Genomic DNA, 23,982 nt, shown 5'->3' on the forward strand with positions numbered 1-23,982 from the left:
GTGTGATCCCCCCAACGGCTGGTTTCGCTCCGACGGCGGTGTTGCCCGAACGCATGGAGTGCGATGGTTACCGGCCAGTAGGACACGATCGAGTGAACGGGGCTTGGCCGAGTGGGGAACAAGCACGCGCGGGGGTGTCGGCACGGTCACCAATGCCGTTCCCGGGCTGGTCAAACCACTGGGGCGCCTGCCTACGATCCTCGGTGTGGCCGCCCCGGTCTGTCTCGCGCTGTCGTTCGGCACCCTGCTGATCGGCCTGTTCGTCGGCTTCCTCCTCGGTCGGTCCCGCACCGGCGGCACGGGGCGGGCCCCGGACGGCCCCACGGTTGCCGACCTGGTCCAACGGATCATCCAGTCCACCCACACCGGTGTCGTCGTGCTCAACCGGTTCGGTGACGTGGTGATCCACAACCCCAGGGCGGAGGAACTCGGCCTGGTCCGCAACAACCGCGTCGACGACCGGGCCCGCAAGGCCGCCGAGGTGGTCGTCGAGACCGGCGACCCCATCGAGGTCGACCTCTCGCCGCTGGAGTCGCGCGTCGGGCGCACCCCCGAGGCCGTGCTCGGCGAGGTCCGGCCGCTCGGCGACGGGTTCACCGCCGTCGACGCCGACGACCAGTCCGAGGCGGTCCGGCTGGAGGCCACCCGGCGCGACTTCGTCGCCAACGTCAGCCACGAGCTCAAGACCCCGGTCGGCGCGATGGCGCTGCTGGCCGAGGCCGTGCTCGACGCCGCGGACGACCCGGTCGAGGTGCGCCGGTTCACCACCAAGATCCTCAACGAGGGCAACCGGCTCGGCACGCTGGTCACCGAGTTGATAGCGCTGTCGCGGTTGCAGGGCGCCGAGCGGCTGCCCGAGATGCACACCGTCGAGGTCGACGCCGTGCTGCGCGAGGCCATGGGCCGCGCCCGGCTGGTGATGGAGTCCACCGGCATCGACGTCACCACCGACGACGACAGCGGCCTGCTCGTGCAGGGCGACCGGACGCTGCTGGTCACCGCGCTGTCCAACCTGCTGCAGAACGCGCTCGCCTACTCCTCGGCCGGTAGCCCGGTCTCGGTGAGCCGCAGCGTGGCCGACGGCTTCGTGGAGATCGCCGTCACCGACCGCGGCATCGGCATCCCGGAGGACGAGCAGCAGCGGGTCTTCGAGCGGTTCTACCGCGTCGACCGGGCCCGCTCCCGCGCCACCGGCGGCACCGGCCTCGGGCTGGCCATCGTCAAGCACGTCGCGGCCAACCACGGCGGCGAGGTCCGGCTGTGGAGCAAGCCCGGCCTCGGCTCGACCTTCACCCTGCGCGTCCCGGCCCAGGCCGAACCCCGGGACCAGACCACGAACGGTGCGGAGCCCACCCTGGTGGGCGGCCGCGCGACCGCTCCGTCGAAATCCGACGGCGCCGCGACCGATGGAGGAATGGCATGACGAGAGTGCTGATCGTGGAGGACGAGGAGTCCTTCGCCGACCCGCTTGCCTTCCTGCTGCGCAAGGAGGGCTTCACCGCCGCCGTGGCCGTCACCGGCCAGCAGGCGCTGGAGGAGTTCGACCGCAACGGCGCCGACATCGTCCTGCTCGACCTGATGCTGCCCGGCATGAGCGGCACCGACGTGTGCAAGGCGCTGCGCCAGCGCTCCGCGGTGCCGGTGATCATGGTGACCGCCCGCGACAGCGAGATCGACAAGGTCGTCGGCCTCGAGCTCGGCGCGGACGACTACGTCACCAAGCCGTACTCGGCGCGCGAGCTGATCGCCAGGGTGCGCGCGGTGCTGCGCCGCGGCGGCGAGGCCGGTGGCGACGGCGAGCTGCTGCCCCAGGTGCTCGCGGCCGGACCGGTGCGAATGGACGTCGAGCGGCACGTGGTCACTGTGGACGGCACCGACGTCCCGTTGCCGCTCAAGGAGTTCGACCTGCTCGAGTACCTGCTGCGCAACGTCGGCAGGGTGCTCACCCGCGGCCAGCTCATCGACCGGGTGTGGGGCGCGGACTACGTCGGCGACACCAAGACCCTCGACGTGCACGTCAAGCGGCTGCGCTCGAAGATCGAACCCGACCCGGCATCGCCGCGCCACCTGGTGACGGTGCGCGGTCTGGGTTACAAGTTCGAGTCCTGATCGTCGCCCCGGTACGGTGCCCCAGTGCGCCTAGGTGTGCTCGACGTCGGGTCCAACACCGTCCACCTGCTCGTGGTGGACGCTCGTCGGGGTGCCCACCCCACGCCCGCGCGGTCTGAGAAGACCGTGCTGCGGCTGGCGGAGCGGATCACCCCGACCGGTCAACTGTCCAAGGTGGGCGCCGACGAGCTGGTGCGCACCGTCGCCGCGGCCAAGGAGTCCTCGGTGCGGCTCGGCTGCGCCGACCTGATGGCCTTCGCCACCTCCGCGGTGCGCGAGGCAGGCAACTCGGCCGCGGTGCTGCGCCGGGTGCACAAGGAGACCGGGGTCGAGCTCAAGGTCCTGTCCGGTGAGGACGAGGCCAGGCTGACCTTCCTCGCCGCCCGCCGCTGGTACGGCTGGTCGGCTGGCAACCTGCTGGTGCTCGACATCGGCGGCGGCTCGCTGGAGATCGCCGCCGGGATCGACGAGGACCCGGACTTCGCCTGGTCGCTTCCGCTGGGCGCCGGTCGGCTGACCCGCACCCGGTTCACCAGCGACCCGCCCGGCCGCGACCAGGTCGAGCGCACGGTCGGCTGGCTGGCCGAGCAGCTCGCGCCGGTGGCCCGCCGGGTCGCCAAGTACGGCACCCCGGACCGGGCGGTCGCGACCTCCAAGACCTTCCGCACCCTGGCGCGGCTCACCGGTGCCGCGCCGTCCTCGGACGGACCACGGGTCCGCAGGGTGCTGACCGACACCGCGCTCAGCCAACTGATCGCGTTCATCACCCGCATGTCGGCCGCTGACCTGGCCCAGTTGGACGGGGTCAGCCCCAGCCGGGCGCACCAACTGGTAGCCGGTGCGCTGGTGGCGCAGGCCACTATGCGAGCGTTGTCACTGCCCGAGGTGGAAATCGGGCCGTGGGCGCTGCGCGAAGGGGTCATCCTGCGGCGGCTGGACCAGACGAATGGTGAGGACCACACTGTTCACTCGGATTGACGAGATCCGGGTGGCCCCCGACCCCGAGGGGCCGGTGTCGCCCGCTGCGCGGGTGGGCACTGGACGGATCGGCCTGCACGGGGCACGGTGGAGTGGATGAGTCAAGAAGGTGGTTCGGAGCGCACGCAGCGCACCGTGGCCGAGTTGCTGGCCAAGTACGGCGGCTCCCCTGGCGACGGCGCGCCGCGCAGGCGCCGCCGCAAACCGGACGACGCCTCGGAGACCGCGCCGCAGGCGATCATCGACCGGGTGATGTCCGACAGCGGCAAGCTGCTGCCGATCCGCGAGGACCAGCCGCCGCACGAGCGCGCCTCGCACCGGCAGGACCGCGGCCCGGCCGCGCCGCCGCCGCAGGCCCCGCCCCCGGCGCAGCAGGCTCCGCAGCTGCCCAGGCGCACCCGACCGGACCAGCCGCAGGCCAGGGTCGACCAGCAGCCGCCGACCCAGCAGCACCCGCCGGTTGCCCCGCCGCGCCGCGAGCCCCAGGTGGACCCCCGCCAGGCCGCGCGCCCGGTGGTCGAGCCCCGGCTGCCCGAGCCCCCGCGCCAGCCGCAGCGGCCGGACGACCCGAGGCCGCCCCAGGGCAGGCCAGACCAAGGCAGGCCGGACCAGGGCAGGCCGGAGCAGCCCGAGCAGCGCCACCCGCAGGCGCCCCCGCCGCCGCACCCGCGCCCGGTCGACCCCCGCGAGCAGCACGGACCGCAGGCAGCGGCCAGGCCGAGGCCGGACGCGGCCGAGCCGCTCACCGAGCAGTTGCCCAGGGTCCCCGCCGACGACCAGCTGCCTGACCCGGGCGAGCCGCCCGCGGGTCTGGGCAAGGCGCCGAACCGGGCGCCGCTGCCCAGGCGCGCGCCGTCGGGTGCTCGGCGCCCGCCGCAGGTCTCGCAGCCGTTGCCGGTCCCGCCGCAGGCGTCCCAGCCGCTGCCCGTCCCGCAGGTGTCGCAGCCCCTGCCGGTACCGCCGCGCCAGCCCGGGTACCGCGAGTTCGCCGGTGACTCGGCCGAGACCGCGGTCGACCCGACCGGGCCGCCGCCGGAGTTCCGCGAGGAGTTCACCGGCTTCGACGACAAGGCCGCGACCCGGTTCACCGGCTACTCCGCGCACGACGAGTTCGCCGACCGGCTCGACGACGACCTCGACGACCGCTTTGACAAGGACCGCTTCGACCAGGACCTCGACGACCGGTTCGACGAGGACGACGAGCCGGATCGCGCCCGCGACGACCTCGACGACGACGAGGACGAGCCGGACGCCGAGGCGGAACCGCGCTCGGCAGGCCGCGAGTGGCTGATCATGGTCGGCCAGCTCGGTCTCGGCGTGGTCGGCGGCGCCGTGGTGTGGCTGATCTTCAACTGGCTGTGGCGGGTGCTGCCAGCCGCGGCGCTGGTCGGCGCGCTGGCGGTGATCGTCGGGCTGGTGCTGATCGTGCGCAAGGTGCGCCGGGCGGAGGACCTGCAGACCACGGTGCTCGCGGTGCTGGTCGGGTTGTTGGCGACGGTCTCCCCGGCGGCATTGTTGCTGCTCGGCCGGTGATCCCGGTCGGTCTCTCGACCGCGTCGGTGTGGCCGAGGACCGCGTCGACGGCCTTCACCCTGGCCGCCTCGCTGGGCTACGACGGGGTCGAGGTGATGGTCTGGGCCGACCCGCTGAGCCAGGACGTGCCCGCGCTGGCCCGCCAGTCCCGCCGCAGCGGGGTCCCGGTGCTCGCCGTGCACGCGCCCTGCCTGCTGGTGACGCAGCGGATCTGGTCGCCGGACCCGGAGGTCCGGTTGCGCCGCGCGGTGGAGGCCGCGCAGGACCTGGGGGCGCCGACGGTGGTGGTCCACCCGCCGTTCCGCTGGCAGCGCGGGTACGCCGAGCGCTTCGCGGACCTGGTCGCCGGTCTGGAGGACGGCAGCGGCGTCGCGGTCGCGGTGGAGAACATGTTCCCGGTGCGCCGCGGCTCGGTGGAGATCAGCGCGTTCCGCCCCTCGATCGACCCGACCGAGGTCGGGCACCGCAACTACACCCTGGACCTGTCGCACACCTCCGCCGCGCATGTGGACGCCATGGCGCTGGCCGAGCGGATGGGTGCCGGGCTGCGGCACGTCCACCTGGCGGACGGCACCGGACTGGCCAAGGACGAGCACCTGGTGCCGGGCCGAGGTGGTCAGCCGTGCGCGCGGGTGTGCAGGTGGTTGGTCGAGACCGGGTTCGCCGGGCAGGTCGTGGTGGAGATCAGCACCAGGCGGGCGCGCACCTCCGGGCAGCGCGAGGCGGACATCGCGGCGGCGTTGCGGTTCGCACGGTCCCACTTGGTCGGAGAGTAGACAGTTCGGCGCAAACATAGGACGACCGGATGGCTGTCTTGGCTCGATAGGACACGAGCCGTACAGTTCCCCCCGTGAACCCGTTGCGTTCCTTGATCCTGGCCGCCGCGCGAAACGGCACCATCCGCCGCCTGGTGGCCACCGCTCCCGTCAGCAGGGACGTCGTGCGCCGCTTCGTCGCGGGCGAGACCACGGCGGAGGCCGTCGCCGTCACCCGGCAGCTGGTCGACTCCGGTCTCACCGTCACCCTCGACTACCTCGGTGAGGACACCACCGACGCCAAGCAGGCCGAGCACACCGTCCTGGCGTACCTGGAGCTCCTCGACCAGCTGCACGCCGACGGCCTGTCCGACCGGGCCGAGGTGAGCGTCAAGCTCTCCGCCGTCGGGCAGATGTTCGACGAGGACCTCGCGCTGGCCAACGCCAAGCGGATCTGCGCCGCGGCCGAGGCGGCGGGCACGACGGTCACCCTCGACATGGAGGACCACACCACCACGGACTCGACGCTGCGCATCCTGCGCGAGCTGCGCCAGACCTGGCCGTGGGTCGGTGCCGTGCTCCAGTCCTACCTGCACCGCACCCTCGACGACGTCAACGCCCTGTCCGGGTCCGGCTCGCGCGTGCGGCTCTGCAAGGGCGCCTACAAGGAGCCCGAGACGGTCGCCTTCCAGGAGGCGGTCGAGGTCGACAAGAGCTATGTCCGCTGTGCGAACGCGTTGCTGGCGGGCGACGGCTACCCGAAGTTCGCCACCCACGACCCGCGCCTGGTGCGGATCATCGGGGAGCGCGCCGAGGCCCACGGCCGCAAGCCGGGCAGCTTCGAGCACCAGATGCTCTTCGGCATCCGACCCGACGAGCAACTGCGGTTGGCGCAGCTCGGCCACACCGTGCGGGTGTACGTGCCCTACGGCGGGGAGTGGTACGGCTACCTGATGCGCAGGATGGCCGAGCGCCCCGCGAACACCGCCTTCTTCCTGCGCGCCCTGGCGACCCGGGGCTGAGAAGAACGCCGATCCGTGGCACAGCGCAAAATCGCGGACGCGGGCGTGGCAGGCTATCGCCCATGAGTAGTGCTGCAGGGCACGGCGACGTCCGGGCGGCTGGTGGGGCGTTCGCCGCGGCGGTCAGGGTGCGGCCGCTGGGGGACGGCACCTTCACCGCCGACCTCCCCGCCCCGTGGACCGTCGGCGGGCGCCCGCACGGGGGATTCCTGATGGCCTTGTTGGCCAAGGCCGCGGTGGCAACGCACAGCGGCGCCGGTGCGCCGCTGGTCGACCCGCTGACGGTGAGCGCGCAGTTCCTGCGCCCACCCGGGGTCGGGCCGGTGCTGCTGCGCACCGACGTCCGCAAGTCGGGGCGGCGCACCACGGTCGTGGCGGTGCACCTCGAGCAGAGCGGGCACAGCTGCGTCGAGGGCGTGGTCACCACCGGTCGGCTGCCGCGCGAACGCGCCGCCTGGACGGATTTACCCAACCAGTCGGCGGAACCGCCCGGCAACGCGATCGACCTGTCCACGGTGCCGTCGGCCTCGGTGTTCAAGCTGAGCGAGGTCTGCGACGTGCGGCTCGACCCCAACGGGGCCGGGTTCCTGCACGGGCACATCGGCGACCCGTTGCGGTTGCGGTTGTGGGCGCGGCCCAGGGGTGAGCACCCGGACCCGCTGTTCGCCTTGGTGGCCGGGGACATCTCGATGCCGGTGACCTTCAACCTCGGCAGGCTCGGCTGGTCGCCGACGGTCCAGTTGACCGCGCACCTGCGGTCGCGGCCCGCTCCGGGGTGGCTGCGGATCCAGGTGGAGTCGAAGGCGGTGCACGGGGTCTGGTTCGACTCCGACGCGACCGTGGTCGATTCCACCGGCAGGCTTGTCTGCCAGGCGCGGCAGTTGGCGCTATCGGCTGCCGGTTAGAACTTCACCGTTTTCGCCCTCTTTTTCACTGTTTTCCACAAAGTGCGGGCGGATGGTCTGGACCACCTATTCCGGCGCGCCCGCATTCGTCCCCGCCGCACCCGATCGGGGACCGCTACCGGGAAAACCGGGAACGAGTGGCTAGCCTGTCGGCCATGACTGAGGCGAACGCGCGGCCGGTGATCGCCGTGCTCGGCGCAGGCAAGATCGGCGAGGCACTGCTGTCCGGGCTGCTGCACGGCGGCAGGCAGGCCGACGAGCTGCTGTTCACCGAGCGCTCCGCAGGCCGCTCCGCGCAGCTGACCGACACCTACGGCATCGACGCCGTCGACGTGCCCACCGCGGCCAAGACGGCCGACGTGCTGGTCATCGCCGTCAAGCCGCAGGACATCGACCCGCTGCTCGACGACCTGGCCGGTTCGGTCAGCGCCGACACCCTGATCGTGTCGCTGTGCGCGGGCCTGCCGACCGCCCTGTTCGAGCGCAGGCTGCCCGCGGGCATCCCGGTGGTCCGGGTCATGCCGAACACCCCGATGCTGGTCGGCGAGGCGATGAGCGCCATCTCGCCCGGCAAGCACGCCACCTCGGCGCACCTGGCCACCGTCGAGGAGCTGCTCGGCGTCGTCGGCAAGGTCGTGCGGGTGCCCGAGTCGCAGCAGGACGCGGTGACCGCGCTGTCGGGCTCCGGCCCGGCCTACTTCTTCTTCCTGGTCGAGGCCATGATCGACGCCGGGATCCTGCTCGGCCTGCCGCGCGCGGTGGCTGAGAAGCTGATCATCCAGTCCGCGGTCGGCGCGGCGGCGATGCTGGCCGAGACCGGCGAGCACCCGGTGACCCTGCGCGAGGCGGTCACCTCGCCCGCTGGGACGACGATCATGGCGATCCGGGAGTTGGAGCGGCACGGGGTGCGCGCGGCGCTGCTGGCGGCCATCGAGGCGGCCAGGGACCGGTCCCGCGAACTCGGCCGCGCGCACGACGCAGATTGAACCCGAAGTGACGTCGCACTTGTCACACGTGTCCCGCTACTCTCGATCGGTACACGTGCGTGTCGAATCCGTCGGTGGGGAAGCCGACGGCGCGACGCGTGGTTAAGGACGCGGTGGATCATGCCTGCGAGCAAGCGCGACTCCGATCCGCCCGGCCTCCCGCAGGTGCAATTCCTGACGGTGGCCGAGGTGGCGGCCCTCATGCGGGTCTCGAAGATGACGGTGTACCGGCTGGTGCACGGCGGTGAGCTGCCCGCGGTGCGGGTCGGCAAGTCGTTCCGGGTTCCGGAGAAGGCGGTGCACGACTACCTGCAGAACGCCTACTTCGACGCTGGGTGAGCGGGCTTGTCCCCGCCCGCCCGCGAGCTCGCCGAGGCGGCCAGGTAGGCTGGCCAGCCGTTGTGCCTGGTGTCTTGGCGCGCGTCGTTGACGTGTCCGCCGCACCGGAGCGCCGGACACCTGGAACGACCTAGAAACACGTAAGGACACACATGGGCTCGGTCATCAAGAAGCGTCGCAAGCGCATGTCGAAGAAGAAGCACCGCAAGCTGCTCCGCAAGACTCGCGTCCAGCGTCGCAAGCTCAAGAAGTAGTGTCTGCCCGCGGCGTCCGCTCGCGCGGACGCCGCTGGTAACACCCTGTGTGACCTGCGTTAACAGTGCGTTGCCCAGCCGGGGGACGCCGGTGGGCGCGAGTAGGCTCGGACCTCCAAGCGCCCACTCCCCCCGGGGGTCTCATGACACCACGGACCGTCCTGGTCACCGGTGTCGGCGGCTACCTGGGTGGCCACCTGGCCGCCCGGCTGGCGGCGAACCCGGCCATCGATCGCGTGCTCGGCGTCGACACCGTCGGCCCGCACCGCGCGGTCGCCGGTCTGCCGGGTCGCGTCGAGTTCGTCCGCGCCGACATCCGCAACCCGCTCATCGCCAAGGTGATCACCTCGGCCGAGGTCGACACCGTCGTGCACGCCTCGCTGACCGCCAACCCGCCCGGCCCGTCCCGGCGCAGCGCGGTCAAGGAGATGAACGTCATCGGGGCGATGCAGCTGCTCGCCGCCTGCCAGCGCGCCCCGTCGGTGCGCAAGCTCGTGATCAAGTCCACCGCCGCCGTCTACGGCGCCGGGGCCCGGCTGCCCGCGGTGCTGACCGAGGACGACCCGCCGCGCGAGCTGTCCTCCAGCGGGTACGCCAAGGACGCCGTCGAGGTCGAGGGCTACGCCCGGGCGTTCGCCCGCCGCCGCCAGGACGTCGAGGTCACCGTGGTCCGGCTGAGCAACCTCATCGGCCCCAGCGTCGACACCGTGCTCACCCGCTACTTCGCGCTCCCGGTCGTGCCCACCGTGCTCGGCTACGACCCGCGCATCCAACTCCTGCACTCCGAGGACGCGCTCGCCGTGCTGGAGCGGGCCGCGACCAGCCCGGTCTCCGGGGTGTTCAACGCGGGCGGCGACGGGGTGCTGCTGCTCTCGCAGGCCGTCCGCCGCGCCGGTCGGGTCCCGTTCCCGGTGCCGCGCGCGGCGATGCCCACCGCGGGCAGGCTGCTGCGCGGTGCCAGGGTGGTCGACTTCTCCGCCGACCACGTCCGCTACCTCAACCACGGCCGGGTGCTCGACACGACCCGGCTCCGCACGGTCCTCGGGTTCACCCCGCGGTGGACCACCCGCCAGGCGTTCGACGACTACGTCCACGGCAGCGGGTTGCGACCGGTCCTCGATCCCACGGTCATCGAGCGTCTTGAACGCCGCTTGGTGGGTACCCGATGAAGGTGACGCGCGTGCAGCAGGCCCAGGTCATCCCGTTGGACCGCGCGGAGCGGCAGCGCAAGCCTGCGCAGGAAGGCCCACCGGTCGAGCCGACCCCCTTACGCCCGCCTCCCGCAGAGGAGCCTGTCACCGGTCTCCGTGGGGCCGTGGCGGATGCCCTCGGCTTCGCCCGTAGGCGGCTCTCGGGTGACTACACGGTCGACCAGTTCGGGTTCGACCCTGAACTCACCGACGCCGTGCTGCTGCCCCCGCTGCGTGCGGTCTACCGCAAGTGGTTCCGCGTTGAGGTGACGGGCGCGGAGAACCTACCGGCCTCCGGTGGGGCACTCGTGGTGTCCAACCACTCCGGCACGCTCCCGTGGGACGCCCTGATGACGGCGGTGGCGGTCAAGGACAACCGGGACCGCTACCTGCGGATGCTCGGCGCGGACCTCGTCTTCCAGACCCCGCTGCTGGGCGCCTTGGCCCGCAAGTCCGGGCAGACACTGGCCTGCAACCCCGACGCCGAACACCTGCTGCGCTCCGGTGAGCTGGTCGGCGTCTGGCCGGAGGGCTTCAAGGGCGTCGGCAAACCCTTCGCCGACCGCTACAAGCTCCAGCGCTTCGGCCGCGGCGGCTTCGTCTCCGCCGCCCTGCGCACCGGCGTCCCGATCGTGCCGTGCTCGATCGTCGGCGCCGAGGAGATCTACCCCAAGATCGCCGACCTCAAGCCGCTGGCCCGCCTGCTCGGCCTGCCCTACTTCCCCATCACCCCGTTCTTCCCGCTGCTCGGTCCACTCGGGCTGATCCCGCTGCCGTCCAAGTGGCACATCCACTTCGGACCCCCGGTGTCCACCGAGGAGCACACGGCCGCCGAGGACGACCCGGCTGTGGTGTTCGCCTTGACCGACCAGATCAGGGAAACCATCCAGCAGACGCTCTACCGCATGCTCAACCAGCGCGGGAACCCGTTCCTGGGCTAGGACCGCGACCTGGTTCCTCCGCTACCGCATACTCAGCGCGGCGGGGCTAGGGCCGTAACCACAACGCCCGCGGCCCCCGGATCACCGACGTCGACCGCCACTTCGGCGCCGCGGCGACGGTGATCCTGGGTAAGGCGTCGGCCAGTGCCCGCAGCGCGACCTCGCCCTCCAGCCGGGCCAGTGGGGCGCCGACGCAGTAGTGGGCGCCGCTGGAGAAGGCCAGGTGGTCGTTGTCCCGCGCGCGGCCGATGTCGAACTCGTCGGGCTGCTCGAACGCCGCCGGGTCCCGGCCCGCCGAACCGATCAGGGCGATGACCATGCTGTTCTCGGCCACCGGGACGCCGGAGATCTCGGTGTCGTGGTGCGAGATCCGCGCGGTCATCTGCACCGGCGCCTCGTAGCGCAGCACTTCCTCGACGGCCGGGCCGAGCAGGGTGTCGTCGCCGCGCAGCCGGTCCCACTGGTCCGGGTTGGTCGCGAAGGACCACACGGCGTTGCCGATCAGGTTCGTCGTCGTCTCGAAGCCCGCGAGCAGCAGCAGTTCGCAGGTCGTCGCCAGTTCCACCTCGGTGAGCTCGTCCGAGGCGGCCAGCGCGCTGATCACGTCCTCGCCCGGGTCCACCCGGCGTTCGGCGATGAGCCGGGTGAACAGCCCGCGCAGCTCCCGGTTCGCGGTCCGGACCTGCAGCGCGTGCCGCACCGACTTCACCCCGTCCAGCGACGCGCCGAGCACCCGGCCGTAGCGGGCGAACACGTCGGCGTCGACGTCCGGGATGCCGAGCAGGTCGCTGATCACCGCGATCGGCAGCGGCGCGGCGAAGTCGGCCACCAGGTCGAACCGGTCCTTGGCCACGGCCCGCGCCAGCAGCCGGGCGGTCGCGTTCTCGACCCCCGCCCGGTACCCGGCGATCTTGGCCGGGCTGAACGCGGGCCTGGCCAGCGCCCGCAGCCGGGTGTGGTCGGGCGGGTCCAGCTCCAGGAACGACGGGATGACCTCGACATCGCCCGGCAGCCCGGACGCGGTGAACGGCGGCGGCTCGGCCCCGTCGGTGGTCCGGACCCCGAAGGTGCGGTCGCGCAACAGCTTCGAGCACAACGCGTGCGAGGCCACCACCGTCAACCCGGTGGCGCTGCGCCGGACCCCGGCGCCTTCCCGCAGCCGCGCGTAGATCCCGTACGGCTCACCCCGCCACGGCGCGGACACCAACCGCGCCAACCCGTCGCCCCGCGCCGCCATGGCCCACAGCGCCGCGCGTTGCACGCCCAACCGCGCGCCCAGCCCCAGTTCTGCCTTCACGGTCCCCCCGACCTCGTCGTACCTGTCCGTTCGTCGCTGTGCCGGATCTCCACGGGGGCCGAGGTCAGATGATGCGCTTGCGGTACGCCAGGCCCGCGGCGACGGCGCCTGCCAGGGCGCCCGCGCCCAGCACCGACGGCACACCGATCTTGGCCGCCTTGCGCCCGGTGCGGAAGTCGCGGATCTCCCAGCCGCGCTTGCGGGCCACCTCGCGCAGGCCCGAGTCCGGGTTGACGGCCACCGCGGTGCCCGCAACCGAGAGCATCGGGATGTCGTTGGACGAGTCCGAGTAGGCGGTGCAGCGGCGCAGGTCCAGGCCCTCGCGGGCGGCCAGCGAGCGGACCGCGTGCGCCTTGGCCGGGCCGTGCAGCATCTCGCCGACGAGCTTGCCGGTGAACACGCCGTCGGTGCTCTCGGCGACCGTGCCGAGCGCGCCGGTCAGGCCGAGCCTGCGGGCGATGATCTCGGCCAGTTCGACCGGGGTCGCGGTGACCAGCCAGACCCGCTGGCCCGCGTCCAGGTGCATCTGGGCCAGCGCCCTGGTACCCGGCCAGATCTTGTCCGACATCAGCTCGTCGAAGATCTCCTCGCCGAGCGCGCTCAGCTCGGCAACCGTGTGACCGGCCACAAAGGACAGCGCCTGCTCCCGGCTGCTGCGGATGCCGTCGGCGCTCTCCTTGCCGCCGATGCGGAACATCACCTGCTGCATCGCGAACTTGGCCAGGTCGGAGTTGGAGAAGAACTTGCGCGCGGCCAGTCCCCTGGCGAAGTGGAAGATCGACGCGCCCATCATGATCGTGTTGTCCACGTCGAAGAACGCCGCCGCGGTCAGATCGATCGGCACCGGGGTGTCGGACTGTTCGATCGCGACGGAAGCCGCCTCGGCGCTCGCCTCGCCCGCGAGCGCGGCGAGCCGCTCGAGTTCGGGGTTGTTCCTGTCCCCACGCCGCACGAACACCGCACGCCTCCCCGCTGGATCCCACCTGTCCCCACCAGGGTAGCGAGCCGCCGCCGGGTTCGGTGCCCGCCTCAGCCGATCCGGATCGGCCCGATACCCAGCAGCGGCGGCAGCTCGATGGTCGGCAGCGGCAACGGCAGCGGCACCGACACGCCGGGGGCCGGTGTGCTGGTGCCGGAGGTCGGGCTGGGGGAGCCGATGATGGGTGGCAGCTCCACCAGTGGTGGTGGCGTCGTTGTCCGCGGCGCCCCCGGTGTCGTCGTCACCGACTGCCCCGGTGGCTGCCCGGTCGGCTGCGGCCCGGTGGTCGGCGTGCGCGGGTCCGCGGTGGGCTCGTTGCCCGCCTGGCTGCCCGGTGTCGACGTCAGGACCCTCGGCGCGTCCGGGCGCACCTGGCACGCCGCGGTCGCGGGCAGCGCGCCGATCTCGTCGAGGTCGCCCGAGGTGACCTGGTAGCACCGCATCCTGGCCAGCAGCGCGGCCGCGCGGTCCTCGACCTGGTCGAGCAGCGCCAGCGACGCCGAGAGCCTGCTGTCGGTCGCCGAGGGCAGCCTCGGGCGCAGCGCGGCGAGCCGGGCGCCCTGCTGGTCGGCCCAGGTGCGCAGGGTGGTGAGCTGGCTGCCGTCGCCGGAGGTGGCCACCGAGGTGAGGCCGCGGCTGCCCGCGGTGGCGTCGTTGTCGAAGTCGCCGAGCGCGTCGAGGTACCCGCCGGTCGGCGCGCCGTCCGGGTCCGCGTTGCGCAGGGTGAGGGTCTCGATCTCGCCGATCCGGGCGGTGGCGAACTCCAGGTGCTTGAACGCCTTCTCCTCCTGCCCGAAGGTCAACCCCAGGGCGGCGGCCTCCCCGGTCCGCTTCACCCCGTAGAGGGCGTCGCCAGGCAGTGCGTCGCGGGCCAGCAGCAGGCTCATCCCGGCCAGCGAGAACACCAGGGCGAGCGCGGCGACGGCGGCGATGGTGAAGCGGGCGCGGGCCGATCCGCGCGGGGTGGGCGACGGGCGGGGAGCTGGCGCTGAGTCCGGGTCGCGCCTGCTGCGCGGTGCCCGGCCGGAGCGCTGCGGTCTGCCCGGTCGCGACTCGCCCGCGCGGCGCGGGGTCGGCGACGGGTGCGGCTGCTCCACGCGGGGCTGCTCGGCGCGGTCGGGGTGGATCGGGTCGGCGACCAGGCTCGCGGTGACCTTCGCCCGCATCCTGGCCCTGGCGTCGTCCTCGGGTGCGGTGTCGCGGGCGAGCGCGGCCAGCAGTTCGACGATGGCGTGGTCGTCGTCGGTGAACTCGGGTCCCAGCTCATCGACCAGACCGGGGTGCGCGCGGCCCGCGCGCGGTCTGCCCGCCCGCTCGCCCTGGGGTCCGGTCGACCCGGTTCCGCTGTCCACCATCCCGCTCCGACTCCTGTGGGTCTCGCTGTGGATGAAACGACTGGCCTTCCTCCGGGTTACGGCCCGGCCACGTGGCACATATCGATTGACCCCAACGGGTCAACGCACACTCTCCCACCGCCACGCACCGGATCCGGCCGAACCCGCCGGATCACCGCAGCTCGGTGGGCAACAACTGGGCCAGCCTGCGCACCGCGCGGTGCTGCAGCGCCTTGACCGCGCCCTCGTTCCGGTTCATGATCTCCGCCGTCTCGGCGACGGACAAGCCCTGCAGGAACCGCAGGACGATGCACTCGCGCTGGTCGTCGCCGAGCTGGTCGACGCAGCCGAGCAGCGCCTCCCTGGTGACCTTGGACATCACCTGCTGCTCGGGACCGGCCTCGACCCGCTCGGAGTCGCGGATCTCCGGGGTGCTGACCTCGAGCCGGAACCGGCTGGACTTCACGTGGTCGAGCACCAGGTTGCGGGCGATGGTGACGAACCAGGCACCGACGTCGCGGCCCTGGTAGGTGACGGAGGTGATGCGGCGTAAGGCCCGTAAGAACGTCTCGCTGGTGACGTCCTCGGCCAGTTCCCGGTCGCCGACGCGGAACAGGACGTACCGGTAGACCACGTCGACGTACCGGTCGTAGAGCTGCCCGAAGGCCACCGTGTCACCCTGCTGCGCGGCGTGCACGAGCGCCCACGACTCGCTGTGCGCCTGGTCCGGCACCGCCCCGTCCTGCCCGGCGCCGTCGGTGCCCGCCCGTGCCGACGGCACGTTCCTGCTGGTCGGGTCGGATCGCGTCTGGCGGGTCATCGGACGGCCGCACACTCCCTCGGGACCCGGCGGTCGCGCCACCGCCGGGGCATCGCAGCTTCACTTGGTGTTACTTGTCGGTAGTGCCGGTGGGTGGGCCAGGATGGGGTCGGAAAGGTAGTTAACCGTGACGTGGGTGATGCGTGCCACACTGCGGCTTGCTTGCTGGATATGACAGGGGCTTGCTTGCAGAGGTGACTGCGGCTTGCTTGCTGGTGTGGCTGCGGTGCTGCTGCTTGGTGGTCGAACGGGATGGGATCGAACGAGGGGGGTCCGCCGATGGCCGACGCGCTGACCGGCAACGTCGCCGACCTGGTGACCGCGGCGAGCGAAAACGTACCCGCCCACCTCGGGCTGGTCGACGTCCCCGACGGGCGTTCACTCAGCTGGCAGCGGGTCGAGCCGGCGGTCGGCCGCTACGCGAACACGCTGGCCGGACTGGGGGTCGCCCCCGGTGACCGGGTCGCGCTGGTGATGTCCAACAGCCTCCAGGCGTGTGTCGTGCTGTTCGCGGTGCTCCGGGCCGGTGCGGTGGCGGTACCCCTCGGTACTGACGCGGTGCCCCGGGAGGTCGAGCGGGTTCTCGACCACGGCGGTGTGTGTTTCGCTTTCGGCGTACCCAGGGTTACCGATCGCACCGGCGGAGTCGTCACCGCCCTCCCCGATCCGGTGTTGGACGACGCCCCCGAGGTCGAATCGCGGTTTTCGGCCATCGGCGGCGGCGAGGACCTGGCGCTGCTCTGCTACACCTCCGGCACCGCGGGCACCCCGCGCGGCGTGATGCTGTCGCACCGGGCGCTGCTGGCCAACGCCGCGCAGTGCGCCGCACTGCGACCCGCTCCGGTCACCCCGACCGACCGGGTGCTGCTCGCCGTCCCGCTCGCGCACGCCTACGGGCTCTCCGGCCTCTGGCAGGTCGCGTCAGCAGGCGCCACGGGCGTGCTGACCGGCAGATTCGGCATCGAGACCGCCCTCGACGCGTGCCGCGACCACCGCGTCACCACCCTCGTCGGGGTGCCCGCGATCTACCAGGCGCTGGCCACCGCGGGCCGCGACCGGCTCGGCGAGGCGCTCGCCACCGCCAGGATGCTGACCTCCGGCGCCGCCCCGCTCGACCCGCGCACGCTCGCCCTGTTCCGCCAGGAGACCGGCCTGTCGATCTTCGAGGGCTACGGCCTCACCGAGACCGGCCCGGTGCTCACCTCCACCCTGGTCGGCGGCTTCGCCAAGCCGGGGTCGGTCGGCCGGGCCATCCCGGGCGTCGAACTGCGCCTGGTCGACGCGGACGGCACCCCTGTCGCGCCCGACGCCCCAGACGACGAACCCGACTTCGGCGACGACTCCGACACCGGTCTCGTCGCCGCCCGCGGCCAGAACCTGTTCAGCGGCTACTGGCCCGACGGCGACGGCGGCCCGGACGCGCGGGGCTGGTTCCGCACCGGCGACGTCGGCTACCTCGACGCCGACGGCGACCTGCGGCTGGTGGACCGCGCCAACGACCTGATCATCGTCAACGGGTTCAACGTGTACCCGCACGAGGTCGAGCAGGTCGTCGGCGAACTGCCGGAGGTCGCCGAGGTGGCCGCGGTCGGGGTGCCGGACGAGCGCGCGGGGGAGCGGGTGAAGCTGGTCGTCGTCCCGAGGGCAGGCGTCGAGCTGACCCGCGAGCGGCTGCTGGAGCACTGCCGGGTCAACCTGGCCCGGTTCAAGGTGCCGACCGTCGTCGAGTTCGCCGAGGAGCTGCCGCACTCGGTCACCGGCAAGATCCGGCGGGCCGGGCTGCGCGATAACGTCCAGCCATGAGCAGGGTGACGGTGATGACCAGGCAGGGCTGCCACGCGTGCGAGGTGGCCGAGTCCGATGTGGCGCGCATCTGCGCCGACCTGGGCGTCACCTGGTCCGCCGTGGACGTCGACGGTGACCCGGAGCTGCGCGGGGAGTACGGCGATCGAGTGCCGGTGATACTCGTGGACGACGCCGAACACGGGTACTGGCGGGTCGAGGAAGACCGCCTGCGCGCGGCACTCACCTGATCAGGTCCCGATCCGCGCGGCGATCGGCTCCGAAGCCCTGGTGTGGACACTTCCGCCAGGCTCGGTAAGCGGGTCGCCGCGCTCGTCGGTGTTCTCGCCGTCGCCGCCGCCCTCGCCGCCGGTCACCTCGTCGCCGGGCTCGTCGGCCCCAACGCGTCCCCCTTCCTCGCCGTCGGCAACACCGCGATCGACCTGACGCCCTCGTGGCTGAAGAACTTCGCGGTCCGCACCTTCGGCACCTACGACAAGGTCGTCCTGCTCGGCGGGATGGGTCTGACGATCCTGCTGTTCGCCGTCGTCGCCGGTCTGCTCTCGCGGCGGTCGCCGGTGCCGGGGCTCGTGCTGGCGGGCGTGCTCGGCCTGCTGGGCGTCGCCGCCGTGCTGAACCGGCCCGACCTGGGCATGATCGCCGTCCTCGCGCCGCTCGCGTCCCTCGTCGCAGGCGTCGTGGTGTTCCGGTTCCTGCACAACGCCGCCCGCGACCGGGCGACCAGCGACGAGTCCCGCCGCTCGTTCCTGCGGCTCTCCGGCGGGATCGCCGTCGGTGCAGGCGTGCTGGGCGGCTTCGGCCAGTTCCTGTCCGGCCGCGTCGACGTCGAGGGCTCCCGCGCCGCGGTCGGCAAGCTGACCCCGGCCACCCCCGCGCCCGCCATCCCCCGCGGCGCCGAGTTCCCCGGCAACCCCACCTTCATCACCCAGAACCGCGACTTCTACCGCGTCGACACCGCCCTGACCGTCCCCCGCCTGCGCGCCGAGGACTGGCACCTGCGCATCCACGGCATGGTCGACACCGAACTCAACCTCGACTTCGGCGACATCCGCGGCAGGCGGCTCGTCGAACGCACCATCACCATGACCTGCGTCTCCAACGAGGTCGGCGGCCCCTACATCTCGACCTCCAACTTCATCGGCGTCCCCCTGCGCGACCTGCTGCTGGAAGCCGGGGTCAACCCCTCGGCCGACCAGGTCTACTCGTCCAGTGTGGACGGTTGGACCACCGGAACCCCCCTCGACGACGTCATGGACGAGAAACGCGGCGCCCTTCTCGCGATCGGCATGAACGGCGAACCGCTGCCCCTCGAACACGGCTTCCCGGCGCGGATGGTGGTGCCCGGGCTGTACGGGTACGTGTCGGCCACGAAGTGGGTGGTGGACATGGAACTGACCCGGTTCGGGGAGAAGCAGTTCTACTGGGAGGAGCGCGGGTGGGCCGCTCGGGGGCCGATCAAGACGCAGTCGCGGATCGACGTACCGCGCGGCTTCGCGACCGTGCCCGCGGGCACGGTGACCATCGCCGGGATCGCTTGGGCGCAGACGGTGGGCATCGCTCGTGTCGAGGTCCGCATCGACGGCGGGGCCTGGCAGGAAGCCGAGTTGGCGGTTGAGGTCAACGACCAGACTTGGCGGCACTGGCAGACGACTTTCCCGTTGGCCTCGGGCAGTCACCGGGCTGAGGTACGGGCGACTGACCGCGGGGGGATGACGCAGACGGACGTCCGGGTGCCGCCGATCCCTGATGGGGCAACGGGGTGGCACTCGTCTCTGTTCACTGTGGAGTGATCGGGATCTTGGCTTGGGGGTTCACCCGGTTCAGGGACAGAAGTTGTCCACATGTGGATCTTGGGTGGCTTGTGTGAAGATCGTTTGTCGGTGGGTGCCGGTAGACTGGCACTGGGACGCCCCCCGGAGAGGGTGGGGGCTGGGGCCGGACTGGCGTGCGCGCGCGAAGCGGTCGCTGTGGGGTGTGGGGGCCGCTGCGGGGTAAGAGTTCTCGGTGGGGCCGGGGGGACTTGCTCGGGATGGACGGCTCCCGGTTGACACCCCCGCAGGACTGCGCGCCACAGGCGACTCGGGATGAATGGCTCGCATTCCTTGACGCCCCTCAGGGTTGCGCGTCACAAGCGACCCGAGACGGGCGACTCCCGCCCTTGGCGCCCCTCAGGACTGCGCGTCACGAGCGATGGGTCCACGGAGTGCCGACGCGCCCAACCGTGCCACTCCGACCGTCGGGGCGCGACACCTCACAGTCCACTGTGGACGCTCGCCGGCATCTCCCGGCCCGAGTCGATCTCCACCAGGACGACTTCCCTCCACGCCGCCGCCCCGATCACGCCCACACACCCCCGACCAGGCGTTTCCCTGCCGACCCCGCCGCCACATTCACCCGTCCCAGCGACAGAAGTTATCCACATCTGGATCTTCAGCCCCCCGTTTCAAGATCCACTGTCGGTGCCCCCCGATAGACTGGCACTGGGACGCCCCCCGGTGTGGGTGGGGGCTGGGCGGGGGTCCTCGCGGGCGCGTGCGCGAAGCGGGATTGGGGCGGGGCTGCGGGCTGGGGTGGGGTGGGGTTAGAGGGTTCGCGGCGGTTAGAGGGCTTGTGGGTGTGGGGGTGGCTGGGTGCGGGGGGCTCGGCTGTTGGGGGGCTGGGCTGTAGGGCGCTAAAGGGTGATTGGTCGGCGGGGGATGTCACTCGAACGTGGAGTGGAAATCCTTGTGTGGAGCCAAACCGGGAGCAGGCGCGGCTACGAACCACTCGGACTGTCCACTCTCTCAAGGAGATTCTGGTGAGCAATCTCAAGCCGGTCCTCGGTGTCGCTGTCGTCGTGGCGAGTTTGGTGCTGTCGGCGTGTAGCAGCAAGGACTCCGCGGGCGGCGCGTCGACTGCTGCGGCGGCGACGACCACTGCCGCTGCTCCGTCGTCCCAGGCCGGGGCCATGGCGGCTTCGGATGGGGTGACCACGGCGGCTGACACGTTCGGGCCGAACTGCAAGGACCTGCCGCAGGGGGACGCGGCGGGTGGGTTGACGTCGATGGGGCCGCAGCCGGTGGCCACCGCTGCCAGCACGAACCCGTTGTTGACCAAGTTGGTGGCCGCGGTGAAGGCGATCCCCGGGTTGGTCGACACCCTCAACACCACCGACAACCTGACCGTGTTCGCGCCCGCTGACCCGGCGTTCGCCGCGCTCGGGGACGCCAAGTTCGCGGAGTTGGCCGCCAACCCGGCCGCGCTCGCGCCGATCCTGCAGTTCCACGTCATCCCGAAGCGCTACGACCGCGACGGCCTGGTTGCCGCGGGCACCGTCAAGTCGCTCAACGCGGCGGGCGGCGACATCAAGATCGAGGGCACCGGCGACAACATCACCATCAACGGGGCCAAGGTCCTGTGCGGGAACATCCCGACCAAGAACGCGACCGTGTTCGTCATCGACACCGTGCTCACCCCGAAGGGCTGAGCCGGGCTGATCGACGCAGGTGGGCGGGTGCGAACCCGCCCACCTTTCGTCTGTCCGGAGCAGTCGCGGCGGTCACGGTGTGGGCTTGGTCAAGCCGCTGGCCACTGACTTTGTGCACACGTTCACAAGCGGTACCGTAATGGCGACCCGGAGACGAAAACCCTCGAGGAGCTACAGCGTGGCGGCACAGCGAGGCCAGCGGAACGGCGTCGGCGTCACCCCGCCCGCCCCCACCGCCGCGGAGATCACCACCCCCATCCCGAGGATCACCGAGGTGCCCGCCGCCCGGGAGCGGGCGCGGGCGATCCCCGAGGCCGCGGTCGCCAGGCTGGCCGTCTACCTGCGGGTGCTCTCCGGCATGCAGGAGCACGGCGCGGGGACCGTCTCCAGTGAGGAACTCGCCGCCGCCGCTGGCGTGAACTCGGCCAAGCTGCGCAAGGACCTCTCCTACATCGGCTCGTACGGCACCCGCGGCGTCGGCTACGAGGTGACCGTGCTGATCGAGGAGATCGAGCGGATCCTCGGCCTGACCCGCAAGCACAGCGTCGCGGTCGTCGGAATCGGTAACCTGGGACACGCCCTGGCCAACTACGGGGGCTTCCCAGGACGGGGGTTTCCCGTGACCGCGCTGTTCGACGTCGACCCGGACCTCGTCGGCGTGCCCGTCGGCGGCCTGCCGGTCGAGCACATCGACGACATCACCCGCGTGTGCTCCGAGCGCGAGGTCTCCATCGGCGTGATCGCCACCCCGCCGCCAGCCGCGCAGGCCGTGTGCGACCGGTTGGTCTCCGCCGGTGTGCAGTGCATCCTCAACTTCGCCCCGGTCGTGCTGCAGGTGCCCGACCACGTCGAGGTCCGCAAGGTCGACCTGGCCGTCGAGCTGCAGGTCCTCTCCTTCCACGTCGCGCGCCGGGCCGATAACGCCGCGGTGCTCGCCGAGGCCAACGCCAGGTCGGCGAACGGTCGGGCGGTGGACGGGTTGGTGGTCTCGTGAGCGTGATCGCCGTCGGCATGTCGCACCGCTCGGCGGAGGTGCGGCTGCTCGAGCGCGTCACCGTCGCCGCGCCGGACGTGCCGAAGCTGCTCGACGAGCTGCTGCGGTGCGAGAACGTGTCCGAGGCCGTGCTGGTCTCCACGTGCAACCGGGTCGAGGTCTACGCCGTCGTCGACGCGTTCCACGCCGGGCTGGCCGACATCGCCGGGGTGCTGTCGCGGCACTCGGGCACCGACGTCGCCGCCCTCTACGACCACCTCTACGTGCATTACGCGGCCGCTGCCGCCCAGCACCTGTTCACCGTCGCCGCGGGCCTGGACTCGATGGTCGTCGGCGAGTCGCAGATCCTGGGCCAGGTCCGGCTCGCCTACGGCGCCGCCAAGGACGCGGGCACCGTCGGGCGCACCCTGCACGAGCTGGTCCAGCAAGCGCTGCGGATCGGCAAGCGGGTGCACACCGACACCGGTCTCGACCAGGTCGGCGGCTCGGTGGTGTCCGAGGCGCTCGCCGACGCCGACACCGCACTCGGCGGCCTGGCCGGGCGCCGGGCGCTGATCGTCGGCGCAGGGTCGATGGGCGGGCTCACCGCGGCTGCGCTGCGCCGCGCCGGGATCGGCGAGGTCGTCGTCGCCAACCGCTCGCAGGCCAACGGGGCGCGGCTGGCCGCGTCGCTGGTCGAGCAGGGCGTGCCCGCCACCGCGACCGGCCTCGACCGGCTCGCCGAGCTCGTCGCCGCTGCCGACCTGGTGGTTTCCTGCACCGGTGCCGTCGGCGCGGTCATCACCGAGGACACCGTGCCCCCGCGCGCCGGGCGAGCGCTGGTCATCTGCGACCTCGGCCTGCCGCGCGACGTCGCCGAGGGCGTCGGCGAGCTGGCCGACGTGCGCGTGGTCGACCTGGACAGCCTGCAGCGCAGGCTGGCCGAGGCCCCCAGCGGCACCGACACCCGGCTGGCCACCGAGATCATCGCCGATGAGGTGCGCGGCTACCTCGCCGCGCAGCGCTCGGCCGAGGTCACCCCCACCGTGACCGCGCTGCGCCGCCGCGCCGCCGAGGTCGTCGACGCCGAGCTGCTGCGCCTGGACGCGCGGCTGCCCGAGCTGGACGCCCCGGTGCGCGAGGAGCTGGCCCGCACGGTCCGCCGGGTGGTCGACAAGCTGCTGCACACCCCCACCGTCCGGGTCAAGGAACTGGCCTCGGGACCGAGGGGAACCGGGTACGCCGAGGTGCTGCGCGAGCTGTTCGCGCTCGACCCGCAGCACCCGGCGGCCGTCACGACCCCGCACGAGTCTCCTGTGGACGGTGGTAAGCCATGGACCGAGTGATCAGGATCGGCACGCGCGGCAGCGCGCTCGCCCTGACCCAGACCCAGACCGTGGCCGACGTGCTCGAACGCGCGGGCGCCAAGGTCGAGATCGTCACCGTGTCGACCCCGGGGGACCGCTCGTCGGCCCCGATCGCCGAGATCGGCGTCGGGGTGTTCACCTCCGCGCTGCGCGACGCGCTCGCCGAGGGCGCCATCGACGTCGCCGTGCACTCCTACAAGGACCTGCCCACCGCGCCGGACCGGCGGCTCTCGCTGGCCGCGGTGCCGCAGCGCGAGGACCCGCGCGACGCGCTGATCGCCCGCGACGGCCTCACCCTCGGTGAGCTGCCGCCCGGGTCGCGCATCGGCACCGGGTCGCCGCGCCGCGCCGCGCAGTTGCGCGCGCTGGGCTTCGGGCACGAGATCGTGCCGATCCGGGGCAACGTGGACACCCGCATCGCGATGGTCACCGCTGGCGCGCTGGACGGTGTCGTCCTCGCCCGCGCGGGCCTGTCCCGGCTCGGCAGGCTCGCCGAGATCACCGAGACCCTCGACCCGATCCAGATGCTGCCCGCGCCCGCGCAGGGCGCGCTGGCGGTGGAGTGCCGCGTCGACGACGTCGACGTCGAACACCTCCTCCAGTCCACAGTGGACGACGAAGCAACCCGGGTGGCCGTCGCGGCGGAGCGGGCGATGCTCGCGGCGCTCGAAGCAGGCTGCAGCGCGCCGGTCGGCGCGCTGGCCGAGGTAGTGGAAGACCTCGACGCCGACGACAGGGTGGTCTTCCGCCTGTCGTTGCGCGGGGTCGCCGCCGCGTACGACGCCAACGACCCGGCCGTGGTCGTCGACATCATGCGCGCATCGGCAACCGGTGACCTGACCGCAGGAGAGCAGCTCGGTCGCGCGCTGGCCGCCGAGCTGCTGGAACTCGGGGCCGGGGTGCTCTCCGGTCCCGAGGCGTAGTTGATGGG

23 protein-coding genes are annotated in these 23,982 nt (G+C 72.2%); 19 read left to right on the forward strand and 4 right to left on the reverse strand.

Features of this window, described 5'->3' with window-relative positions; all coding sequences use genetic code 11:
• The first annotated feature begins 205 nt into the window (after positions 1–205).
• The 12 genes from CLV68_RS05620 to CLV68_RS05675 all read left to right on the forward strand — a co-directional run bounded on the left by CLV68_RS05620 (position 206) and on the right by CLV68_RS05675 (position 11,012).
• On the forward strand, positions 206–1,423 hold the full coding sequence (locus CLV68_RS05620) for a sensor histidine kinase (RefSeq protein WP_121389469.1): 1,218 nt from the start codon (positions 206–208) through the stop codon (positions 1,421–1,423).
• Positions 1,420–2,109 (forward strand): response regulator transcription factor, encoded by a 690-nt coding sequence (locus CLV68_RS05625; RefSeq protein ID WP_026425837.1) that lies wholly within the window; start codon positions 1,420–1,422, stop codon positions 2,107–2,109. The genes CLV68_RS05620 and CLV68_RS05625 overlap by 4 nt, the downstream gene beginning before the upstream one ends.
• A gap of 24 nt (positions 2,110–2,133) precedes the next feature.
• Entirely contained in the window at positions 2,134–3,087 is a 954-nt protein-coding gene (locus tag CLV68_RS05630; RefSeq protein WP_121389470.1) for a Ppx/GppA phosphatase family protein, read from the forward strand.
• A 96-nt stretch (positions 3,088–3,183) separates the two neighbouring features.
• Positions 3,184–4,620, forward strand: coding sequence for a hypothetical protein (locus tag CLV68_RS34465; protein ID WP_211346434.1), 1,437 nt, complete (start codon positions 3,184–3,186; stop codon positions 4,618–4,620).
• Complete coding sequence (locus CLV68_RS05640; RefSeq protein ID WP_121389471.1) at positions 4,617–5,396, forward strand: sugar phosphate isomerase/epimerase family protein; 780 nt, start codon at positions 4,617–4,619, stop codon at positions 5,394–5,396. The genes CLV68_RS34465 and CLV68_RS05640 overlap by 4 nt, the downstream gene beginning before the upstream one ends.
• A gap of 74 nt (positions 5,397–5,470) precedes the next feature.
• Positions 5,471–6,397: a proline dehydrogenase family protein gene (locus tag CLV68_RS05645; protein ID WP_092781237.1), complete on the forward strand. Its 927-nt coding sequence runs from the start codon at positions 5,471–5,473 to the stop codon at positions 6,395–6,397.
• Positions 6,398–6,459: 62 nt separating this feature from the next.
• Positions 6,460–7,302 (forward strand): thioesterase family protein, encoded by an 843-nt coding sequence (locus CLV68_RS05650; RefSeq protein WP_092781234.1) that lies wholly within the window; start codon positions 6,460–6,462, stop codon positions 7,300–7,302.
• Between the two features lie 155 nt (positions 7,303–7,457).
• A complete protein-coding gene (gene proC, locus CLV68_RS05655) occupies positions 7,458–8,288 on the forward strand; it encodes a pyrroline-5-carboxylate reductase (protein WP_121389472.1) in 831 nt (276 codons plus the stop codon).
• A 120-nt stretch (positions 8,289–8,408) separates the two neighbouring features.
• Positions 8,409–8,627 (forward strand): helix-turn-helix domain-containing protein, encoded by a 219-nt coding sequence (locus CLV68_RS05660; protein ID WP_092781228.1) that lies wholly within the window; start codon positions 8,409–8,411, stop codon positions 8,625–8,627.
• A 152-nt stretch (positions 8,628–8,779) separates the two neighbouring features.
• A complete protein-coding gene (locus CLV68_RS05665) occupies positions 8,780–8,881 on the forward strand; it encodes a 30S ribosomal protein bS22 (RefSeq protein ID WP_018684825.1) in 102 nt (33 codons plus the stop codon).
• Between the two features lie 143 nt (positions 8,882–9,024).
• On the forward strand, positions 9,025–10,050 hold the full coding sequence (locus CLV68_RS05670; RefSeq protein ID WP_121389473.1) for an NAD-dependent epimerase/dehydratase family protein: 1,026 nt from the start codon (positions 9,025–9,027) through the stop codon (positions 10,048–10,050).
• Entirely contained in the window at positions 10,047–11,012 is a 966-nt protein-coding gene (locus CLV68_RS05675) for a lysophospholipid acyltransferase family protein (RefSeq protein ID WP_121389474.1), read from the forward strand. Before CLV68_RS05670 ends, CLV68_RS05675 begins: the two co-directional genes overlap by 4 nt.
• A 46-nt stretch (positions 11,013–11,058) precedes the next feature.
• Here the strand turns inward: CLV68_RS05675 and CLV68_RS05680 are convergent, their stop codons facing one another.
• The 4 genes from CLV68_RS05680 to CLV68_RS05695 form a co-directional block, all read right to left on the reverse strand.
• Complete coding sequence (locus tag CLV68_RS05680) at positions 11,059–12,309, reverse strand: cytochrome P450 (RefSeq protein ID WP_121389475.1); 1,251 nt, start codon at positions 12,307–12,309, stop codon at positions 11,059–11,061.
• 64 nt (positions 12,310–12,373) lie between these two features.
• On the reverse strand, positions 12,374–13,267 hold the full coding sequence (locus CLV68_RS05685) for an HAD family hydrolase (protein WP_121389476.1): 894 nt from the start codon (positions 13,265–13,267) through the stop codon (positions 12,374–12,376).
• Between the two features lie 71 nt (positions 13,268–13,338).
• Complete coding sequence (locus CLV68_RS05690; RefSeq protein ID WP_121389477.1) at positions 13,339–14,643, reverse strand: DUF5667 domain-containing protein; 1,305 nt, start codon at positions 14,641–14,643, stop codon at positions 13,339–13,341.
• Positions 14,644–14,794: 151 nt separating this feature from the next.
• Positions 14,795–15,442, reverse strand: coding sequence for a sigma-70 family RNA polymerase sigma factor (locus tag CLV68_RS05695; RefSeq protein ID WP_121389478.1), 648 nt, complete (start codon positions 15,440–15,442; stop codon positions 14,795–14,797).
• 252 nt (positions 15,443–15,694) lie between these two features.
• On the opposite strand from CLV68_RS05695, the gene CLV68_RS05700 reads away from it, so the two are divergent.
• The 7 genes from CLV68_RS05700 to hemC all read left to right on the forward strand — a co-directional run bounded on the left by CLV68_RS05700 (position 15,695) and on the right by hemC (position 23,974).
• On the forward strand, positions 15,695–17,245 hold the full coding sequence (locus CLV68_RS05700; RefSeq protein WP_246009680.1) for an AMP-binding protein: 1,551 nt from the start codon (positions 15,695–15,697) through the stop codon (positions 17,243–17,245).
• A complete protein-coding gene (locus tag CLV68_RS05705; protein WP_121389480.1) occupies positions 17,242–17,475 on the forward strand; it encodes a glutaredoxin family protein in 234 nt (77 codons plus the stop codon). Before CLV68_RS05700 ends, CLV68_RS05705 begins: the two co-directional genes overlap by 4 nt.
• Positions 17,476–17,517: 42 nt before the next feature.
• Positions 17,518–19,035: a molybdopterin-dependent oxidoreductase gene (locus CLV68_RS05710; RefSeq protein WP_121389481.1), complete on the forward strand. Its 1,518-nt coding sequence runs from the start codon at positions 17,518–17,520 to the stop codon at positions 19,033–19,035.
• A 1,007-nt stretch (positions 19,036–20,042) separates the two neighbouring features.
• Complete coding sequence (locus tag CLV68_RS05715; RefSeq protein ID WP_121389482.1) at positions 20,043–20,711, forward strand: fasciclin domain-containing protein; 669 nt, start codon at positions 20,043–20,045, stop codon at positions 20,709–20,711.
• Between the two features lie 178 nt (positions 20,712–20,889).
• Complete coding sequence (locus tag CLV68_RS05720; protein WP_121389483.1) at positions 20,890–21,705, forward strand: redox-sensing transcriptional repressor Rex; 816 nt, start codon at positions 20,890–20,892, stop codon at positions 21,703–21,705.
• Positions 21,702–23,030: a glutamyl-tRNA reductase gene (locus tag CLV68_RS05725; protein WP_121389484.1), complete on the forward strand. Its 1,329-nt coding sequence runs from the start codon at positions 21,702–21,704 to the stop codon at positions 23,028–23,030. Before CLV68_RS05720 ends, CLV68_RS05725 begins: the two co-directional genes overlap by 4 nt.
• Positions 23,018–23,974 carry a hydroxymethylbilane synthase gene (gene hemC, locus CLV68_RS05730; RefSeq protein WP_121389485.1) on the forward strand — a complete coding sequence of 319 codons (957 nt, stop codon included), beginning with the start codon at positions 23,018–23,020 and terminating at the stop codon, positions 23,972–23,974. Before CLV68_RS05725 ends, hemC begins: the two co-directional genes overlap by 13 nt.
• Positions 23,975–23,982 lie beyond the last annotated feature (8 nt).

The organism is Actinokineospora cianjurensis (assembly GCF_003663795.1).
GTDB classification, from domain to species: Bacteria; Actinomycetota; Actinomycetes; order Mycobacteriales; family Pseudonocardiaceae; genus Actinokineospora; species Actinokineospora terrae.

Coding starts and splice junctions, on each gene's coding strand:
- CLV68_RS05625 (WP_026425837.1), top strand. CDS start 1,420: ATGACGAGAGTGCTGATCGTGGAGGACGAGGAGTCCTTCGCCGACCCG.
- CLV68_RS05705 (WP_121389480.1), top strand. CDS start 17,242: ATGAGCAGGGTGACGGTGATGACCAGGCAGGGCTGCCACGCGTGCGAG.
- CLV68_RS05665 (WP_018684825.1), top strand. CDS start 8,780: ATGGGCTCGGTCATCAAGAAGCGTCGCAAGCGCATGTCGAAGAAGAAG.
- CLV68_RS34465 (WP_211346434.1), top strand. CDS start 3,184: ATGAGTCAAGAAGGTGGTTCGGAGCGCACGCAGCGCACCGTGGCCGAG.
- CLV68_RS05660 (WP_092781228.1), top strand. CDS start 8,409: ATGCCTGCGAGCAAGCGCGACTCCGATCCGCCCGGCCTCCCGCAGGTG.
- CLV68_RS05700 (WP_246009680.1), top strand. CDS start 15,695: ATGGGATCGAACGAGGGGGGTCCGCCGATGGCCGACGCGCTGACCGGC.
- CLV68_RS05675 (WP_121389474.1), top strand. CDS start 10,047: ATGAAGGTGACGCGCGTGCAGCAGGCCCAGGTCATCCCGTTGGACCGC.
- hemC (WP_121389485.1), top strand. CDS start 23,018: ATGGACCGAGTGATCAGGATCGGCACGCGCGGCAGCGCGCTCGCCCTG.
- CLV68_RS05670 (WP_121389473.1), top strand. CDS start 9,025: ATGACACCACGGACCGTCCTGGTCACCGGTGTCGGCGGCTACCTGGGT.
- CLV68_RS05650 (WP_092781234.1), top strand. CDS start 6,460: ATGAGTAGTGCTGCAGGGCACGGCGACGTCCGGGCGGCTGGTGGGGCG.
- CLV68_RS05690 (WP_121389477.1), bottom strand. CDS start 14,643: ATGGTGGACAGCGGAACCGGGTCGACCGGACCCCAGGGCGAGCGGGCG.
- proC (WP_121389472.1), top strand. CDS start 7,458: ATGACTGAGGCGAACGCGCGGCCGGTGATCGCCGTGCTCGGCGCAGGC.
- CLV68_RS05695 (WP_121389478.1), bottom strand. CDS start 15,442: ATGACCCGCCAGACGCGATCCGACCCGACCAGCAGGAACGTGCCGTCG.